We start from the raw sequence: 18,797 nt of genomic DNA on the forward strand, positions 1-18,797 counted from the left end.
GGACCTGGTTCCGCTCTTCCGCTTTGACGAATCCCGACTTTCCGGAATGCGATCCACGATATGAGCAAGCGCGATTACTACGAAGTGCTGGGCGTTGCCCGCACCGCCACCGACGAAGAACTGAAGAAGTCCTACCGCCGTTGCGCGATGAAGTTCCACCCGGACCGCAACCCGGGTGATGCGGCGGCCGAAGCCTCCTTCAAGGAGTGCAAGGAAGCCTACGAAGTCCTGTCCGACGGCAACAAGCGCCGCATGTACGACAGCCATGGCCATGCCGCGTTCGAACACGGCATGGGCGGTGGTGGCGGTGGTCCGGGCGGCCCGGACATGAACGATATTTTCGGCGACATCTTCGGCAACATCTTTGGTGGTGCCGGCGGTGGTGGCCCGCGCCAGGCGCGTCGCGGCGCCGACATCGGTTACGTGATGGAGCTGGACCTGGAAGAAGCGGTGCGTGGCGTCGAGCGCCGCATCGAGATTCCGACCCTGGCCGAATGCGGCGACTGCGATGGCAGCGGCTCGGAAGACGGCAAGGTCGAGACCTGCAACGTCTGCCATGGTCGTGGCCAGGTGCGCATCCAGCGCGGCATCTTCGCCATGCAGCAGGCCTGCCACAACTGTGGTGGCCGTGGCCAGATCATCGCCAAGCCCTGCAAGACCTGCCACGGCAACGGCCGTGTCGAAGAAGACAAGGTGCTGTCGGTGAAGGTGCCGGCGGGCGTGGATACCGGCGACCGCATCCGCCTGGCGGGTGAGGGCGAGGCCGGCCCTGCGGGGACGCCACCGGGCGATCTGTACGTGGAAGTGCGCGTGCGCGAGCACCACATCTTCCAGCGCGACGGCGACGACCTGCACTGCGAAGTGCCGATCCGCATTTCGCAGGCCGCACTGGGCGATACCGTGCGCGTGGCCACCCTCGGTGGTGAAGCGGAAATCCGTATCCCGGCCGAGACCCAGACCGGCAAGCTGTTCCGCCTGCGCGGCAAGGGCGTGCGGTCGGTGCGCAGCCGCAGCGAGGGTGACCTGTACTGCCGCGTGGTGGTGGAGACGCCGGTCAACCTCACCAGCGACCAGCGCAAACTGCTGGAGCAGTTCGAAGCCACCTTCAACGGCGAGGATGCGCGCAAGCATTCGCCGAAGTCGGCGACCTTCATCGACGGCGTCAAGGGCTTCTGGGATCGGATGACGTCCTGATCCCTTGAGGGAAATGTTGAACGACAGCGCCGGGCCATGCCCGGCGTTTTCGTTTCCGGCGCAGCAGGCGTGCCATGCGTGGACGCGGTGCGACGGATCAACGGAAGAATGCCGCCGGCGTCTGCCCCAGCTGGCGCTTGAACATGCTGGTGAATGCACTGGGGCTGTCGTAGCCCATCGCCAGCGCCACATCGATCACCTTCTCGCCGCGGGCCAGCCGTTCCATCGCGGCCAGCAGGCGCGCCTGCTGCCGCCACTGGCCGAAGGTCATGCCCAGTTCGCTGGCGAAGTGGCGCTGGATGGTTTTCACGTCGATCGCCAACGCCTGCGCCCAGTCCTGCAGGGTCGCCTCGTCGCCGGGATGTTTCTGGATGTGCTGGCAGATCCTGTGCAGGCGCGGGTCGACGGGCTCGGGCAGGTGCAACGGCAGTACGTCCATGCGGCGCAGTTCGTCGAGCATCAGCCGCACCACGCGGCCATCGCGGCTGTCTTCTTCATGCGGCCCGTCGATCAGGATGGCTGCCTGCAGCAGTTCGCGCAGCAGCGGTGCCACCTGCACGGCAAAGGGCTCGGCGGGCAGCTGCGGGGCGAATGACGGTTCGATGTACAGACTGCGCATGTGCACCTCGGCGATGCAGTCCACGGCATGGGCCATGCCCGCCGGCATCCAGATGGCGCGGGTGGAGGGCACCACCCAGCGGCCGACTTCCGAGCGCACCACCATCAGCCCGGACATGGAATAGACCAGCTGGTGCCGCCGGTGCTTGTGCGCCGCGATGTGGGTGCCGGCGCGGTAGTCGCGTGCGCGGCAGGTGACCGGGCGATGCACCGGCACCTCGTTCCACGGCGCGGTTTCGCGGATGGGGCAGGGGGTGTCCTTTTTGCGATAGGCCATGACCAGAACGCGGCAGAAGGGAGCGGATGCCCACCGTAGCATGCACGGCTCGCCCCCATCCTGACCGTGCGCAATGTCGACTCTGGCTTCTCCCGCCGTATCCGCCCGCCCCGTATCGCCCGGAGTGCTGGCGGCAATCTCCAGCTCCCACATGGTCAACGACATGATGCAGTCGCTGATCCTGGCCATCTATCCGGTGATCAAGGGCGGCTTCAATCTCAGCTTCACCCAGATCGGCCTGATCACGCTGACCTACCAGCTCACCGCCTCGATCTTCCAGCCGCTGGTCGGCCTTGCCACCGACCGGCGGCCGGCCCCGTACTCACTGCCGATCGGCATGGCCTCGACCTTGTGCGGCATGCTGCTGCTCGGCTTTGCGCCCAACTACGCGATGGTGCTGCTGGCCGCCGCGCTGGTCGGCATCGGCTCGGCCATCTTCCATCCGGAAGCCTCGCGCATCGCCCGCCTCGCCTCCGGCGGCCGTCATGGCCTGGCGCAGTCGGTATTCCAGGTGGGAGGCAACTTCGGCACGGCGCTGGGGCCGCTGATCGCCGCAGCGGTGATCGTGCCCTATGGCCAGCATTCCGCATCGTGGTTTGCCGGTGCAGCGTTGATCGGCATTGCCCTGCTGACCTATGTCGGTCGCTGGTACTCGCTGCATCTGGGCGCGCCCCGGCCAGCAGCACATGGTGTGACTGCCGCGCGCCATCCGCCGCGCACGATCGCCCGGGTGCTGGCCATCCTGCTGGTGCTGATCTTCAGCAAGTACTTCTACATGGCCAGCATCGGCAGCTACTTCACCTTCTACCTGATGCATCATTTCGGCATTCCGGTGGCGCAGGCGCAGCTGCATCTGTTCGCCTTCCTGGTGGCGTCCGCCGCGGGTGGATTCTTCGGCGGTCCGCTGGGCGATCGTATCGGTCGCAAGCCGATCATCTGGGCCTCGATCCTGGGCGTGGCACCGTTCGCGCTGATGCTGCCGCATGCCGACCTGCTGTGGACGACGGTGCTGGCGGTGCTGATCGGCTTCGTGCTGTCTTCGGCCTTCTCGGCGATCGTGGTCTATGCGCAGGAAATGATGCCGCACCGCATTGGCATGGTGTCCGGGTTGTTCTTTGGCTTTGCCTTCGGCATGGGCGGCCTCGGCGCAGCGGTGCTCGGTCTGCTGGCTGACAAGACCAGCATCGAATTCGTCTACCAGCTGACCGCGTTCCTGCCGTTGCTGGGCATCGTCGCGGCCTGGCTGCCGCCGTCCAGGCCTGCTGCGCACTGAGGGGTGTTCTTCGGCAGGGCTGCGCCCTGCACCTGCAGAGGCCAGAGCAACGGCAACGGCAACGGCAACGGCAAGAGCGTGCATTTCGTGGGATGGCGGGGTGGGTCCGGTTGCGGGGGACGCCGTGAATCCATCCCTGGAGGCTTGGCCGCGGCATCCATGCCGCGGACACCCCCGCAACCGGACCCACCCCGCCTTCGACGGATTTCCGCAATCTGTCGGGATGGCATGACTTGTTGTTGGTGGGTGTCGACCTTGGTCGACACGTCGTGGATGCTCTTCGATTCGAATTCGAAATATTCGATTCCGATGGAGATTCATCCACGCATGTCGTGGATCCATAACCATCCGTCACCGGGAAACTGTCGAGGGCGGGGCGGTATGGGGCTGCAGGACCGTTGGCGCCATGGATGGCGCCATCGAGCCCCCATGGATGGGTTTACGGCGTGTCCTGCAGCCCCATACCGCCCCGCCAAACCACAGAAAAGCCAGAGCCGGCTGTTGCTGTTGCCTCGGCTTTGGCTGTGGCTGTTGCCTCTGCAGGTGCAGGGCGCAGCCCTGCCGAAAACCCCCTTGGGCGTAGAATGCGGGCATGAGCGAATCCCTCGACAACCACCTGGTCCACGGCCGCCGCCAGCGGCCCGACGGCCCTTCGCCGATCGATGTCATTTCGGTCCAATCACAACTGGTCTACGGCCATGCCGGCAACAGCGCCGCGCTGCCCCCGATGCGTGCGCTCGGCGTGCGCGTGGCCTCGATCCCGACCACGCTGCTGAGCAATGCGCCGTTCTACGAGACCACCCGTGGCCGTGTGCTGCCCAGCGACTGGTTTGCCGATCTGCTGCTCGGCACGCATGAACGGGGTCTTCCACAGCGGGCGAAGATGCTGGTCTCCGGTTACTTCGGCAGCGCTGCCAACGGTGCGGCCTTTGCTGATTGGCTGGACGAGATCCTGCCGGCATGTCCGCAGCTGCGCTACTGCCTGGACCCGGTGATCGGCGATACCCACACTGGCCCCTACGTGGAGCCGGGACTGGAAGCAATCTTCGCTGAGCGCCTGCTGCCGCATGCATGGCTGGTTACCCCGAATGCCTTCGAACTCGGTCGCCTGACCGGCATGCCGGCGCTGGCCGAAGCCGATGCCATTGCTGCTTCGCGCGCGCTGCTGGCACGGGGGCCGCAGTGGGTGCTGGCACACAGCGTCGGCGGCAATCCGGGCGAACTGGTGACGCTGGCTGTGGGTCGCGAGGAAACCTGGCGCTGGACCTCGCCGCTGCTGCCGGTGGATGTGGCAGGCACCGGCGATGTGCTGATGTCGCTGATGGTGTCCTTCCTGCTGCGCGGTGAGCCGATGCAGATGGCCATCTCGCGGGCCATCGCCGGCACCCATGCGGCGCTGGAGGCGACCCTGGCCCACGGCTTCGAAGAGTTCGACGTGATCGCGGCCGCACCGGCGGCACTGGCCGACGGCATGCGCTTCCGCGCCGAACGGCTGGCATGAGCGATCTGCACGAACGCACGCCGCGCACGGTCGGCATCGTCGGCAATGCCGGCGCCTATGGACGCTGGCTGACCCAGTTCTTCGAACAGCACATGCAGGTGCGCGTGATCGGCCACGATCCAGCCGATCCGGGTTCGCATGCGCCGGAGCAGTTGCTGGAACAGGCCGACGTGCTGGTGTTCTCCGCACCGATCCGGCACACGTCCACGTTGATCGCCGAGTACGCGCGCCTGTCGGCGGGCCGCGAGCAGGAACGCTTGTGGCTGGACGTGACCTCGGTGAAGGAAGCGCCGGTGCAGGCGATGCTGGCCTCGTGCGCCGAGGTGGTGGGCCTGCATCCGATGACGGCGCCGCCCAAGGCGCCGACCCTGAAAGGCAGGGTAATGGTGGTCTGCGAGGCGCGACTGCAGCACTGGCGGCCCTGGGTGGACGCGTTGTGCCTGGCACTGCAGGCTGAGTGCGTGCGGGCCACGCCGCAGCACCACGACCAGATGATGGCGCTGGTGCAGGCGATGGTGCATGCGACGCACCTGGCCCAGGCAGGTGTGCTGCGCGAATACCAACCGCAGCTGGGCACGCTGGCGGCGATGCTGCCGTACCGATCGGCTTCGTTCGAACTGGATACCGCGATCATCTCGCGCATCCTGTCGTTGAATCCGGCGATCTACGAAGACATCCAGTTCGGCAATCCCTATGTGGCGCCGATGCTGCAACGTCTGATCGGCCAGCTGCAGACGCTGCAGGTACAGGTCGGGCAGGGCGACGATGCTGCGCGGGGCGCGTTCCGCGATCACCTGCTGGAGGCCAACAGGAGTGCCTTCGGCGATCAGGCGCTGGCTGCGGGCAACTACACCTTCGAGCGCGTCGGCTATCTGCTGGCCGACCTGACCGAGCGCAATGCACTGTCGGTACATCTGCCTGAAGACCGCGCCGGTTCGTTGCGTGAGCTGCTGAACGTGTTCGAGCAGCATGGCATCAGCCTCGCCTCGATCCACTCCTCGCGCACGCCTGCCGGCGAAGTGCATTTCCGCATCGGTTTCGTGGCCGGGAGCGAGCCAAGGGCTATCGCGGCAGCCGCGGCCGAAGTGGATGCCAGCGGGATCGGCCGGGTGCTGGCGTAACGCCATTCATCCACAGGGCGTGTGGATGGCTTCTGCGCAAACATGTGGATAACCCGCGGCAGGCCTTGGCGTGCAAGGCTGTCAAGATGGTTGGTCAAAAAATGACCAACCTTTTTTCTGTCCCGAACAGCAGTAGAGCCGGGGCATGCCCGGCTCTGCGGTGGATCGCTAGATCGACAACCTGACCTCACCGCCGCTGGTGGTGAACTCGCGGCCGTTGCGCACCAGCTGGCGGCCGTCATCAAGCTCATAACGCGGCGTCGCTTCGGAGCCATGCCCACTGCCGCTGGCCTCGGGCTTGAACTCGATGATGATGTGGCTTTCGCCATTGCTGTCGACAGCAGGGAACTGACGGAACGACATGCCTGGCCTCCTTCAGTGGTTCTTCGCTACGCCGACAGAGTGATCCGGCCGGTGTTAGCCGGCCGTCATCAATCGATGAACTGCAGGCGTGCAAGCTCCGCATACAGGCCGCCTTCAGCCAGCAGCTCCGCATGCGTGCCCTCGGCCACGATACGGCCATGGTCCATCACCACGATGCGGTCGGCCTTCAGCACGGTCGCCAGCCGATGGGCGATGACCACCGTGGTGCGCCCGGCCATCAGGCGTTCCAGCGCCTGCTGCACGCCATGTTCGCTCTGTGCATCCAGCGCGCTGGTGGCTTCGTCGAGCAGCAGGATCGGTGCGTCCTTCAGCAAGGCGCGGGCGATCGCCACGCGCTGCTGCTGGCCACCGGACAGGCGGGCACCGCGCTCGCCCAGTTCGCTGTCGTAGCCCTCTGGCAGCGCACGCAGGAAGGCGTCGGCCTCGGCGGCACGGGCTGCGTCCTCCACCTCGGCGTCACTGGCCTCCAGCCGACCATAGCGGATGTTGTCGCGTGCGCTGGCGGCGAACAATGTCGGCTGCTGCGGCACCAGCGCCAGCTGCGCGCGAAGCTCGGCCGGATCGACCTCGCGCACATCGATGCCGTCCACGCAGATGCGGCCGCTTGCCGGATCGTGGAAGCGCAGCAGCATCGACAGCACCGTGCTCTTGCCGGCGCCTGACGGGCCGACCAGGGCGACGGTTTCACCCGGCCGCACGTGCAGGTTGAAATGATCCAGCGCGGCCTGGTCCGGTCGCTGCGGGTAGTTGAACACCACGTCGTCGAAATGGATCTCGCCACGCAGAGGCTGTGGCAGCGCACGCGGCTTGGCCGGCGCACGGATCTCGATGTCTTCCTGCAGCAGCTCGCCGATGCGGCCCATGCCGCCGGATGCGCGCTGCAGCTCGTTCCACACTTCGGCCAGCGCACCGACCGAACCACCACCGATCAGTGCGTACAGCACGAACTGGCCCAACGTACCGGCACTGAGCCGCCCGTCGATGACGTCGTGCGCGCCCAGCCACAACACCCCGACAATCGCACCGAACACCAGCAGGATGGCGCTGGCGGTCACCAGCGACTGCGCGCCGATGCGCCGGCGCGCGGCACGGATCGCATCGCCCAGCGCATGGTCGAAACGGCCGCGTTCATAGGGCTCGCGCGCATGCGCTTGCACGGTGCGCACCGCGCCCAGCGTTTCGCTGGCCAGGCTGTTGGCATCGGCAATGCGGTCCTGGCTGCTGCGCGCGATGGTACGCAGCTTGCGCGCGCCGATGATGATCGGCAGCACTGCCAGCGGGATGCCGAGCAGCGACCAGGCGGCCAGCCGCGGACTGGTGACGAACAGCATCGCCAGGCTGCCGACCACGGTGACACTGCTGCGCAGCGCCACGGACATGGTCGAGCCGACCACGCTGCGCAGCAGTTCGCTGTCGGCGGTCAGGCGCGAAACCAGCTCGCCGCTGCGGCTGCGGTCGTGGAAGCCGGCGCCGAGCTGGATCAGGTGCGCGTACAGCCGGCTGCGCAGATCCGCCACGACCTTCTCGCCGAGCAGCGAAACAAAGTAGAAGCGCGCCGCCGTCGCCAACGCCAGCACCACAGCGACCAGCATCAGCAGAGCAAAGGCACGGTTGATCTGGCCCCCGCTGCTGAAGCCGTGGTCGATCATCTGCTTCACCGCCGGCGGCAGGCTCAGGGTCGCTGCCGAAGAAACGGCCAGGGCCAGCAGCCAGGCGCTGAACAATCCGCTGTGGCGGCGCACGAACGGCCACAGTGTGCGCAGGCTGCCGAGGCGGCGCAGCGGCGGGGAGGCCGGGTCGGTCGCCGGTGCGTCCTTGTCAGTCATCGAGGGTCATCTTGGATACGGATACGATCACGGGTGGCGTCGCGCAGGCGGATTTTCAATGCGTCGACCTGCTCTGCGGGCAATTCAACCCGCAATCTCACGCCATTGGCATCGAACTGTTCATCGCGCTTTTCGGCCGCGTGGGCCGGCAGCGCAGCATGCAGCGCGCCCAGGTCCTCGAATCCAGCCACCAGCTGCAGCCGCGCCATCGCCACCAGTGGCAGGCGCGGCGCGGTGCGCAGGCATTCGGCAGCGGCGCCGCCGTAAGCCCGGACCAGGCCACCGGCGCCCAGCTTGATGCCGCCGAACCAGCGGGTGACCACCACCATCACCCGGTCGAATCCCTGGCCATCGATGGCGGCCAGGATCGGGCGGCCCGCGGTGCCGGCGGGCTCGCCGTCATCGCTGGAGCGATAGTCCTGGCCGTGCCGGTAGGCCCAGCAGTTGTGGGTCGCATCGGCTACCGATACGTCCTGCAGAAATGCCATCGCCGCAGACGCGCTCTTGATCGGCGCGGCATGCGCGATGAAGCGGCTGTGCTTGACGTCCAGGGTGTGGTTGACCGGTTGGGCGAGGGTGTCGGGCATTCCCTTCATTCTACGGGCTTGCCGCCGACGTGTTTCAGTCGTCCAGCAACGGTCGCACATCCTTTGGCAGGCGCGCCTCTGGATAGGTCTGCAGATAACGCTCCAGGCTCGCCCGGGCCAGGTCGCGCTGGCCGGCGTCGCGGCGCTCGCGGATCTTCTGCAGCCATTGCCGGCGTGGCAGCCCGGCATCGGCCTGCACTTCGGCCTGTACCGCGTCCGCAGTGAGGTTCGCGTCGCTTGCGCGGCGCATGACGCCAGGCGCGGTTCTGCCGGCCGCGTCCTGCTTGGCCGCGGTGAGCGCGACGCGGTCTTCGGCCGTGGCCTGTGCGGAGGACATTGATTCGGCCGCCGCCGCAGTGGCCTTGCGCGCCCTCATCGTCGCGGCAGGGGCCGCAGGCGCAGGTGCCGAATAGGCTTCGGCCCCGGGGGGCGCTGCCGCTGGCATCGGAGGCGGTGCAAACGCTGTGTCTGCTGCAGGCGCAGGTGGCGGTGCCGGCGCCATCATCGGCGCGGGTGCTTGCCGGGGTGCGGCAGGCGCGGGTTTCACCACCTCCGCGATGGCTGGTGCCGGAGCCGGTGCTGCCTTGGCCGCCGAAGGTGCTGGTGCTGCGGCCGGTGCAGGTACCGGTGCGGCTTCGGTGGCCGCGACATCGGCGGCCGCGCTGTCGTAGGCCGTGCCTTCGGCGCTCGCATCGGCCGCCATTTCCTGTGCAGCCGGCGCGGTGGCAACTGCCTCGGCAGGGGCCGAGGGCGGCTCTGGACGCATCTGCCAGGCGATGCCAACGGCGAACACCGCCGATGCGGCCACGCCGAATACGGCCGGCCAGCGGCGGCGCGGGCGCGGCGTGCGCGGTGCCACCGGCGCTGGGGCCGCCTCGCGTGCTGGCGTCTCCACGGCCGCACGCGCAGCGGCGAGGATCGCCGCGTCCAGTGCCGGCGGAGGGCCCTGTTCGGTGCGGCGCCCAAGCAGGCGTGCCAGTTCGCGTTCTTCCGGCGTCAGTGCATCGTCTCGGTTCATGCGTTCAGTCCCGCACGCAGCTTGTCCATCGCATAGCGCAGCCGCGATTTCACGGTTTCCCGGCCAACGCCGGTGATCTGGCCGATCTCCTCCAGGCTCAGTTCCTGTTCCAGCCGCAGCTGCAGCACTTCGCGCTGTTCTGCGGGCAGTTCTTCCATCGCCAGCTGGATGCGGCGACGTTGCTCGAATTCGGACAATTCCGCTTCCGGTGTCTGCCCATCTTCCAGCGCGGCCAGGCGCAGATCGGCATCGGCCGGTGCAGGGGGGCGATGGCGGGCGGCGCGCCAGTGGTCGTTCAGGCGGTTGTGGGCGATGCGGAACAGCCAGGTGCTGAAGGCGGCATCGGCCTGCCAGCCTGCACGCGCGCTGATCACCCGCTGCCAGACGTCCTGGAACATCTCCTCGGCAAGCGCGGTGTCGCGCAGCTGCCGCAGCAGGAAGCCGAACAGGCGCTTGCGATGACGGGCATACAGGCTTTCGAACGCGTGCACTTCACCGGCGGCCCAGGCCAGCATCAAGGCTTCATCGGTTGGCAGGGCGCTGGCATCCACGCCGTACAGGGTAAGCCCTGCAGGCGGTGGCGCATAGCCAGCGATGGGGTGGGACAGGGCGACAGTCACGGCAGGAACCGGGAGGGGATCGAAAGGAAAAACGCCCGACGGCACGTTTCGGGGTTGCCGGGCTTCCATTGCCCCCCGGGTGGCGCGTTATGCTCGGTAATTCAGGGGAGGCGGCGCTCAGGCGGCGCCAAGAGAACGTCATTTGTCCACCGAAGCCGACCGCGCGCTGGAAGCGTCAAACAACGAGCCTGTGCTGAGCGCAGCGCTGGTGCGCGCGCTGCATGCGCTGCTGCCGGAAACGGCGATCGTGCGCGTCGGCTGGGACGATCCGCAGCTCGGCAGCGGGCAGGGCGGTTGGCCGATCGGCGGCGGCGAGGAGGACATCTGGCAGCCACTGGCCGACCACGCTGAAGGCCGCCATGGCTGGGAATACGACGGCGCCCGGCTGCTGCTGTCGGTACGCGGCGCGATGCCTTCCCCGGCCTGGTGGGGGCTGGCCCGGCAGGCCATGGAGCTGGCCCTGCAGCGGGGCCGCCAGGCGGGGCAGATCAAGGCGCTGGAAGAAGCTGAGCGGTTGCAGCAGGCCCTGTTCCAGATTGCCGACCTGGCCGGTGCCGACCTGGAAATGAGCGAGATGCTGCGCCACGTGCATGGCGTGCTGGGCACGCTGATGTACGCGCAGAACTGCTACATCGTCGAGTATGACGATGCCCGCCGGCAGATCCGCTTCCTGTACTTCGCCGACCAGGTCGATGATTTCGTCGCCGATCCTGCCCAAGGCTACGACATCGACCAGATGCCGCGCAGCCTGACAGTAGCGCTGCTGCGGCATGGCCGGCCGTTGAGCGGGCCTTCGCGCGAACTGCTGGCGCGGGTAGACCAGGAGCACGACCCGCAGCGCGGCCCGGAGAGCCTGGACTGGCTGGGCGTGCCGATGCTGCGCGATGGCCGGGTGTGTGGTGCGATCGTGGTGCAGAGCTACGAGCATGCCGACCGCTACGGCGAGGCCGAACGGGCCCTGCTGGGTTTTGTCGCCCAGCACGTGCAGACCGCCATGGACCGCCGCCAGGCGCAGGTGCGGCTGGAGCAGCAGGTGGAACGGCGCACGCAGGAACTGCAGCGCGCCAATCTCAGCCTGCAGGATGAAGTGGCCGAGCGCCGCCGCGCCGAGCAGTTGCAGACAGCGCTGTACAACATCGCCGAAATGGCGATGTCGGCCGACAGCCTGGCGCAGTTCTACGGGCAGGTACACGGCGTGGTCGGGCGCTTGCTGGATGCGCGCAATTTCTATATCGCGCTGGTCAATGCCGAGGGCGATGGGCTGGATTTCGTCTACTCGGTCGACGAGCACAACGCGAGTCGTGCACCGCGCGCGTTCAGTCGTGGCCTGACCGAGTACGTAGTCCGCCATCGTCGGCCCCTGCTGGCCTCGCGTGCGCAGATCGATGCGCTGCTGGAAACCGGCGAGGTGCGCGAATCCGGCGCACGTTCGCAGTGCTGGCTCGGCGTGCCGTTGCTGCGCGACGACGAAGTGGTCGGTGCGATCGTGGTGCAGAGTTACACCGAGCAGATCGCCTTCAGCGTGCATGACCAGCGCCTGCTGATCTTCGTTGCGCAGAACATCGGCACCGGTCTTGCGCGCCAGCGCGATCAGCAACGACTGCGCTCGGCGCATGCCGAGCTGGAAAAGCGGGTGGAGGAGCGCACCCGCGAGCTGGGCGAGGTGAACGAAAAGCTGCTGGGCCAGATCGGCGAGCGCCTACGCGCCGAGCAGCGACTGACCCACCAGGCGATGCACGACGCGCTGACCGGACTGCCCAATCGCCTGCACCTGCTGGACAGGCTGCAGGATGCGCTGGCGCTGGCCCGGCGCGAAGGTGGCCCGGTGTTCGCGGTGCTGTTCCTGGACCTTGACCGCTTCAAGCTGGTCAACGACAGCATCGGTCACGCCGCCGGCGATCGCATGCTGGTGGAAGTAGCCAAGCGCATCGTGTCCATGGCCGGCGACAATGATGTGGTGGCGCGCCTGGGCGGTGATGAGTTCGCCGTGCTGCTGCACTGTCCGGAGGGCCTGGCGCAGGCACTGGATTTCGGCCAGCGGCTGTTGCTGGCGCTGCAGGAATCGATGTGGATCGCCGGTCGCGAGCTGTTCCCCTCCGGCAGCCTGGGCATCGCCTTGTGGAACCCGCGCTATCGCACCGGCGAGGAACTGCTGCGCGACGCCGATGCGGCGATGTACCGGGCCAAGGCCCAGGGCCACGACCGCTGCTCGATCTTCGATGAGGAAATGCGCGAGCAGGCGCTGCGCAGCCTGGATCTCGAGGCCGACCTGCGGCGGGCGATCAACAACCGTGATTTCGTGCCGTTCTACCAGCCGATCGTGCGCCTCTCCGACGGCGAGGTGGTCGGCCACGAGGCCCTGCTGCGCTGGAAGCACGAGCGCCGTGGACTGCTGCTGCCAGGCGCGTTCCTGGAACTGGGCGAGGAAAGTGGCCTGATCGAACAGGTCGACTGGCTGATCTATGAGCAGGTCATTGCCGGCCTTGCCGACGGCGGGCGTGGCTATGTGTCGGTCAACGTGTCGCCACGGCATTTCCGCTCCGCCGAGTTCAGCGGGCGCCTGTATGGCCTGCTGGAGGCGAGCAACGCGGACCCGCGGCGGCTGCGCCTGGAAATCACCGAGGTGGCGCTGCTCGACGACGGTCCACACACGCTGCGCATCCTGAAGGGCCTGCGTGAACGCGGCATCCAGGTACAGCTGGATGATTTCGGTACGGGCTTCTCGGCGCTGTCCTACCTGCACCGTTTCCCGATCAGCACGTTGAAGATCGACCAGAGCTTCATTGCCGGCCTGCACGGCCCGGAGGCACAGAGCACGCGCGCGCTGGTCGAAGGCGTGCTGTCACTGGCACGCACGCTGGGCATCGAGACGATCGGCGAAGGCATCGAGACCGAGGCGCAGCGTGACACGCTGTTCGAGCTCGGCTGCGACTACGGTCAGGGCTACCTGCTGGGCCGGCCGGCACCGTGGACGCGCGCGGCAGCCTGAGCCACCGCGCACGTAGTCTTCAACGCAGCGCCGCGCGGCGCTTCTCGTCGATCCACTTCGAGGCCTGGGCCGGTTGGTAGTTCTTCATCCAAGCCAGCAACTCTTCGATGTCCGAGCCGTACCACAGGTCCTGGCGCTGCTCGGGGTGCAGGAAGCGCTCTTCCACCATGCGATCGATCATGCCGATCAGCGGCGCATAGAAGCCGTCCACATCAAGGAACGCGCAGGGCTTGTTGCCGATGCCAAGCTGGCGCCAGGTCAGCATCTCGAAGATCTCTTCCATGGTGCCGAAGCCGCCGGGCAGGGCGACGAAGCCATCGGACAGATCGAACATGCGCGACTTGCGCTCATGCATCGAACCGACGATCTCCAGTTCGGTCAGGCCGCGATGGGCCACTTCCCAGTCGGCCAGCTGGCGCGGAATCACGCCGGTGACCTCACCGCCGGCGGCGAGCACGGCATTGGCCACGGTACCCATCAGACCGACATTGCCGCCGCCGTACACCAGGCGCATGCCGTCGCGGGCGATGCGATCGCCCAGCGCGATGGCGCGTTCGGTGTAGACCGGCTTGCTGCCAGCGTTGGAACCGCAGTACACACAGATCGACTTCATGGATCTTCCTGTCTTGGCCGGAAACGAAAACGCCCCGCGGTCAACCAGTGAAGCCGGTCGCAGGGCGGGGTGTCCGGGCAATTATGAGGCTTTGCCGTTGTTCTCTGTAGCGCCGGGTCATGCCCGGCGGTCTTTCGTTCAGATCACGGCCAGCCCTTCAGCCGGGCAGCGCCCGGCTCTAGAAGGGTCTGGGATTACGCAGCGGCCGCCTGTTCGCGGCGCGGCCCTTCACGCAGTGCGCGGCCCACCATGCCTACCAGCAGGTCCAGCTCGCTGCTGTCCATGCCGAAGTGCGGGGTGAAGCGCAGCGAGTTCTCGCCACCATGGATCACGTTGATGCCGTGCTGGCGCAACCATTCCTCGGTGGAATTGGCGCCATAGCACTTGAACTGCGGGGCCAGTTCGCAGGAGAACAGCAGGCCGGTGCCCTGCACCTTGGTGATCAGGCCGCCCAGTTCGTTCTTCAGTTGCTCCAGCTTGCGCACGGCCTCGGCACCGCGCTCGGCGATGTTGGCGCGGACCTGCGGGGTCAACTGGGCCAGGGTGGCGCAGGCCACGTCCAGCGCACGCGGGTTGCTGGTCATGGTGTTGCCGTAGATGCCCTTGCGGTACAGCTGCGCGGCGTGCTCGGTCACGGCCAGCACCGACAGCGGATACTGCGCGGCGTTCAGTGCCTTGGAGTAGGTTTCCATGTCCGGCGCGTCCAGGCCTTCGAAGCCCGGATAGTCGACCACCGACAGCACGCCATGGGCGCGCAGGCCGGCCTGGATCGAGTCCAGCAGCAGCAGGCTGCCGTGGGCGCGGGTCAGTTCGCGGGCCAGCGCATAGAACGCCGGCGGCACGGAGCGGCCCGGGTCACCTTCGCCCATCACCGGCTCCAGGAACACCGCTTCGATGAACCAGTTGTTGTGCGCGGCATCCTCGAACACCTTGCGCAGGCCGGCCTCGTCGTACGGGGCGACGGTGATCACCGTCTCCTCGCCACGGTAGCTGGCCAGGTGCTGCATGTAGGTCTTGCGGCTGGAATCGGAATACAGCGCCGGTCGGTCGGTGCGGCCGTGGAAGCTGCCCTTGATGACCACGCGCTTGATTGCCGCACCGGCATGGCGGGCACCCGGGTCGGTCTGCAGCTTGGCGTTGACGTCGGCGATGCGTGCGGCCAGCCCAACCGCTTCAGAGCCGGAGTTCAGGCACATGAAGCGCGTGAACGGGCAGCCGCCACGACGGTGGCCGATCTCGGCCCGCAGGGCGGTGATGAAGCGCTGCTGGGACAGGCTGGGGGTCATGATGTTGGCCATCACCTGCGGCCGTGACATCGCTTCCATGACGGCGTCCGGGGTGTGGCCGAAGCCCAGCATGCCGTAGCCGCCGGCGTCGTACAGCACCGCGCCTTTCAGGGTGACCACCCACGGACCGCGCGCGGCCAGCGCCACGTACGGGGTCACCGCATCATCGGCGTAGAAATTGACGAAGCCGTCCTGCATGGCATCGATCTGCGCCTGCTCATCCTGTGCCAGCAGCGGCCCCAGCTCAGCCTGCACGCGCGCGAATTCGGCAGCAGCGGCATCGACCGCGGCGACCAGCTGCGGGTGGTTGGCGGCGAGGGCGGTCAGGGTTGCGTCATCCAGGCCGTTGGTGAGGCGGGTGCCGGGCTGGGTGCGGAGGGGGGCGAGGCGTTCGATGAAGCTCATTGCAGATCTCCTGAAACGTTGGGTCGCACGGGCCTTCAAAAGCAAAACGCGCGTCTTCACGCGCGCTTGGGGCGGGCTCGTGCAGCGGACTTCCTCGTCGATGCTAGCACTTGTTTTTTTGCGCGATAACCCCGCAAAAGACTGCTGCATAGCAGCATTTTGCGCGACGTTCGGCCTCGCTCGTGCCGGCTCGCAGACGCTGGACGTACAATGCGCGCCATTGTCGACCTGTTGCCGTCCACTGCCTTGAAGAAGTCCGATTTCCATTACGAACTGCCGGCCGAACTGATTGCCCAGGCCCCCTTGGCCGAACGCTCGGCGAGCCGCCTGCTGCTGGTGCCACCGGCGCCGACCGCCTTCACCGACCTGCAGGTGCGCGACCTGCCATCGCTGCTGCAACCGGGCGACCTGCTGGTGTTCAACGACACCCGGGTGATTCCGGCGCGCCTGTTCGGGCAGAAGGCCAGCGGTGGCCGCGTGGAGATCCTGATCGAGCGCCTGCTCGGCGGCCAGCAGGCCCGGGCCCAGGTTGGTGCCAGCAAGTCGCCGAAGGCCGGCAGCCGCATCGCCCTGGATGCCGGTGGCGAAGCCGAAGTGCTGGGGCGCGACGGCGAGTTCTACGTGCTGCAGTTCCATGTGCCGGAATCGCTGGAGCAGTGGCTGCTGCACGCCGGCCGGCTGCCGTTGCCGCCCTACATCCAGCGCGAGCCCGGTGTGGACGACCGCGAGCGCTACCAGACCGTGTTCGCGCGCGAAGTGGGCGCCGTGGCGGCACCGACCGCAGGCCTGCACTTCGATGAGGCGCTGCTGGCAGCACTGAAGGACAAGGGCGTGGATTTCGGCCACGTCACCCTGCACGTGGGCGCAGGCACGTTCCAGCCGGTGCGCGCCGACGACCTGAAGGACCACGTCATGCACCGCGAGTGGCTGAACGTCGGTGCCGAGCTGGTGCAGCAGGTGCGACGCACGCGTGCGGCCGGTGGCCGGGTGATCGGCGTGGGCACGACCGTGGTGCGCGCGCTGGAAAGCGCGATGCGTGAGGGCGAGCTGCTGCCGTTCGCGGGCGAAACGCAGATCTTCATCACCCCCGGCTACCGGATCCGCAGCGTCGACGCGATGGTGACCAATTTCCACCTGCCCGAGAGCACCCTGCTGATGATGATCTCGGCGTTTGCCGGCAAGGAGCGCGTGTTCGAGGCTTACCAGCACGCGATCGAGCAGCGCTACCGCTTCTTCAGCTACGGCGACGCGATGCTGCTGTTCCCGCAGGCGGGTTAGGGGCGAGGTGGGTAGCGCCGGGCCATGCCCGGCGGGCAGCAGTTGCGGGTCATCCGCCGGGCATGGCCCGGCGCCACCGGAGCAGGAAGGGCGGTTTTGGGAGACAATGGGCGACTATTTGCCCGAACGACCGCTCCATGTCCCGATTGCAGTTCCAGCTCCAGACCCGTGATGGCCGCGCCCGCCGTGGCCGCCTGACCTTCCCGCGTGGCACGGTGGAAACGCCGGCCTTCATGCCGGTGGGGACCTATGGCTCGGTCAAGGGGATCCTGCCGGACCAGGTGCGTGCGCTGGGCGCCGAGATCATCCTCGGCAACACCTTCCACCTGTACCTGCGGCCGGGCCTGGACATCATCGCCGACCACGGCGGCCTGCACGGCTTCTGCCGCTGGGATGGCCCGATCCTGACCGACTCCGGCGGCTTCCAGGTGTTCTCGCTGGCCCACCGCCGCAAGATCACCGAGCAGGGCGTGACCTTCGCCTCGCCGACCGACGGTGCCCGGGTGTTTCTGGGCCCGGAGGAGAGCATGAAGATCCAGAAGGTGCTCGATTCGGACGTGGTGATGATCTTCGACGAGTGCACGCCGTACCCGGCCACCGAGGACGTCGCCCGCCGGTCGATGGAACTGAGCCTGCGCTGGGCCCAGCGCAGCCGCAACGCGCATGACGAGCTGGGCAACGATGCGGCCCTGTTCGGCATTGTCCAGGGCGGGGTGCACACCGACCTGCGCAGCCGTTCGGCCGAGGCCCTGCAGGGGATCGGCTTCGACGGCTATGCCATTGGCGGCCTGGCCGTGGGCGAGCCGGAAGACGAGCGCAACGCCATGCTCGACCATCTGGATCCGGAGCTGCCGGCCGACCGTCCGCGCTACCTGATGGGCGTTGGCCGCCCTGAAGACCTGGTCGAGGGTGTCGCCCGTGGCGTGGACATGTTCGATTGCGTGATGCCGACCCGCAATGCGCGCAACGGCCACTATTTCACCTCGTTTGGCACCGTCCGCATCCGCAATTCGCAGTACGCGCGGGACATGGACCCGATCGAGCCGGGCTGTGGCTGCGTGGCCTGTGCCGGCGGCTATACCCGCTCGTACCTGCGCCATCTGGACCGCTGCAACGAGATGTTGGCGCCGATGCTGGGCACCCAGCACAACCTCTTCTATTACGAAAAACTGATGGCCGACATCCGTGCAGCCATCGAGGCGGGAACCTTCCTGGCCTTCCGCGAGTCCTTCTACGCAGCACGCGGGGCGGTAGCGCCGCCCCTGTAAACCCGTAGCACCCCCTGCCAAACGGCCCAAGGACGAACGCCCGGGGCCGTGGCATACTTCAAGGCTGACCCAGATCCGCGGTCGACACCTCGTGCCCGTGAAACGGCCGAAGCGCCGCCCAACCAAAGGACCAACGATGAACCTGCTTGCCTTCCTGATTCCCGCCGCCCACGCCCAGGCCGCTGGCGGCCAACCGCAGGGCATGGGCCTGACCACGCTGCTGTTCCCGATCATCCTGATCGCCATCATGTACTTCCTGATGATCCGCCCGCAGATGAAGCGGCAGAAGGAGCACAAGGCCATGCTGGAGAAGATCAAGCGCGGCGACGAAGTGCTGACCAACGGCGGCATCGCCGGCAAGGTCACCGATATCGGCGACAACTTCGTCACCGTCGAAGTGGCCGAGAACGTGCGCATCCGCGTGCAGAAGGGCGCTGTCGGCAGCGTGCTGCCGACCGGCACCCTGGATTCGGCCAAGTAAGCCACTCCCTTTCTGAAGCACAACCGCGGCGCCGGGGATGGCGCCGCGCGGGACCCAA

Annotated in this window: 16 protein-coding genes; 8 read left to right on the forward strand and 8 right to left on the reverse strand. The window is 67.3% G+C overall.

Going from position 1 to position 18,797, the window contains the following annotated elements:
• Positions 1-60 precede the first annotated feature (60 nt).
• A complete protein-coding gene (gene dnaJ / locus CR918_RS06730; protein ID WP_025878872.1) occupies positions 61-1,194 on the forward strand; it encodes a molecular chaperone DnaJ in 1,134 nt (377 codons plus the stop codon).
• A 97-nt stretch (positions 1,195-1,291) separates the two neighbouring features.
• Here dnaJ and CR918_RS06735 read toward each other — a convergent pair whose 3' ends face one another.
• Positions 1,292-2,089, reverse strand: a complete 798-nt coding sequence (locus CR918_RS06735; RefSeq protein WP_033830869.1) for an AraC family transcriptional regulator — start codon at positions 2,087-2,089, stop codon at positions 1,292-1,294.
• 73 nt (positions 2,090-2,162) lie between these two features.
• Here CR918_RS06735 and CR918_RS06740 point away from each other — a divergent pair, with 73 nt between their 5' ends.
• From CR918_RS06740 to CR918_RS06750, 3 genes are all read left to right on the forward strand, one after another.
• Positions 2,163-3,362 (forward strand): MFS transporter, encoded by a 1,200-nt coding sequence (locus CR918_RS06740; RefSeq protein WP_093819922.1) that lies wholly within the window; start codon positions 2,163-2,165, stop codon positions 3,360-3,362.
• A 592-nt stretch (positions 3,363-3,954) separates the two neighbouring features.
• Positions 3,955-4,863, forward strand: coding sequence for a pyridoxal kinase (gene pdxY, locus CR918_RS06745; RefSeq protein ID WP_059063846.1), 909 nt, complete (start codon positions 3,955-3,957; stop codon positions 4,861-4,863).
• Entirely contained in the window at positions 4,860-5,984 is a 1,125-nt protein-coding gene (locus CR918_RS06750; RefSeq protein WP_099842299.1) for a prephenate dehydrogenase, read from the forward strand. The genes pdxY and CR918_RS06750 overlap by 4 nt, the downstream gene beginning before the upstream one ends.
• 168 nt (positions 5,985-6,152) lie before the next feature.
• Here CR918_RS06750 and CR918_RS06755 read toward each other — a convergent pair whose 3' ends face one another.
• The 5 genes from CR918_RS06755 to CR918_RS06775 form a co-directional block, all read right to left on the reverse strand.
• Positions 6,153-6,347, reverse strand: coding sequence for a hypothetical protein (locus CR918_RS06755; protein WP_025875144.1), 195 nt, complete (start codon positions 6,345-6,347; stop codon positions 6,153-6,155).
• Positions 6,348-6,415: 68 nt separating this feature from the next.
• Positions 6,416-8,194: an ABC transporter transmembrane domain-containing protein gene (locus tag CR918_RS06760; protein ID WP_099842300.1), complete on the reverse strand. Its 1,779-nt coding sequence runs from the start codon at positions 8,192-8,194 to the stop codon at positions 6,416-6,418.
• Complete coding sequence (locus tag CR918_RS06765; protein ID WP_099842301.1) at positions 8,191-8,781, reverse strand: IMPACT family protein; 591 nt, start codon at positions 8,779-8,781, stop codon at positions 8,191-8,193. Before CR918_RS06765 ends, CR918_RS06760 begins: the two co-directional genes overlap by 4 nt.
• A gap of 34 nt (positions 8,782-8,815) precedes the next feature.
• The gene (locus tag CR918_RS06770; protein ID WP_099842302.1) at positions 8,816-9,799 is read right to left on the reverse strand and encodes a hypothetical protein; all 984 of its coding nucleotides are present in this window, start codon (positions 9,797-9,799) and stop codon (positions 8,816-8,818) included.
• A complete protein-coding gene (locus CR918_RS06775; RefSeq protein WP_229291374.1) occupies positions 9,796-10,314 on the reverse strand; it encodes an RNA polymerase sigma factor in 519 nt (172 codons plus the stop codon). The genes CR918_RS06770 and CR918_RS06775 overlap by 4 nt, the downstream gene beginning before the upstream one ends.
• 247 nt (positions 10,315-10,561) lie before the next feature.
• Between CR918_RS06775 and CR918_RS06780 the strand changes: the two genes are divergently transcribed.
• Positions 10,562-13,408, forward strand: a complete 2,847-nt coding sequence (locus CR918_RS06780) for a bifunctional diguanylate cyclase/phosphodiesterase (protein ID WP_099842303.1) — start codon at positions 10,562-10,564, stop codon at positions 13,406-13,408.
• A 19-nt stretch (positions 13,409-13,427) separates the two neighbouring features.
• Here the strand turns inward: CR918_RS06780 and CR918_RS06785 are convergent, their stop codons facing one another.
• Together CR918_RS06785 and CR918_RS06790 are read right to left on the reverse strand one after the other, a co-directional pair.
• Entirely contained in the window at positions 13,428-14,021 is a 594-nt protein-coding gene (locus tag CR918_RS06785; protein WP_099842304.1) for an LOG family protein, read from the reverse strand.
• Between the two features lie 194 nt (positions 14,022-14,215).
• The gene (locus CR918_RS06790) at positions 14,216-15,712 is read right to left on the reverse strand and encodes an aminotransferase class III-fold pyridoxal phosphate-dependent enzyme (protein ID WP_099842305.1); all 1,497 of its coding nucleotides are present in this window, start codon (positions 15,710-15,712) and stop codon (positions 14,216-14,218) included.
• A gap of 210 nt (positions 15,713-15,922) precedes the next feature.
• Between CR918_RS06790 and queA the strand changes: the two genes are divergently transcribed.
• The 3 genes from queA (at position 15,923) to yajC (ending at position 18,739) form a co-directional block, all read left to right on the forward strand.
• A complete protein-coding gene (gene queA / locus CR918_RS06795; protein ID WP_033830878.1) occupies positions 15,923-16,990 on the forward strand; it encodes a tRNA preQ1(34) S-adenosylmethionine ribosyltransferase-isomerase QueA in 1,068 nt (355 codons plus the stop codon).
• Positions 16,991-17,127: 137 nt separating this feature from the next.
• Positions 17,128-18,258 (forward strand): tRNA guanosine(34) transglycosylase Tgt, encoded by a 1,131-nt coding sequence (gene tgt / locus CR918_RS06800; protein ID WP_025875126.1) that lies wholly within the window; start codon positions 17,128-17,130, stop codon positions 18,256-18,258.
• 136 nt (positions 18,259-18,394) lie between these two features.
• Positions 18,395-18,739, forward strand: a complete 345-nt coding sequence (gene yajC / locus CR918_RS06805) for a preprotein translocase subunit YajC (RefSeq protein WP_025875124.1) — start codon at positions 18,395-18,397, stop codon at positions 18,737-18,739.
• The last annotated feature ends 58 nt before the right edge of the window (positions 18,740-18,797 follow it).

Source organism: Stenotrophomonas indicatrix, assembly GCF_002750975.1.
Lineage (GTDB): Bacteria > Pseudomonadota > Gammaproteobacteria > Xanthomonadales > Xanthomonadaceae > Stenotrophomonas > Stenotrophomonas indicatrix.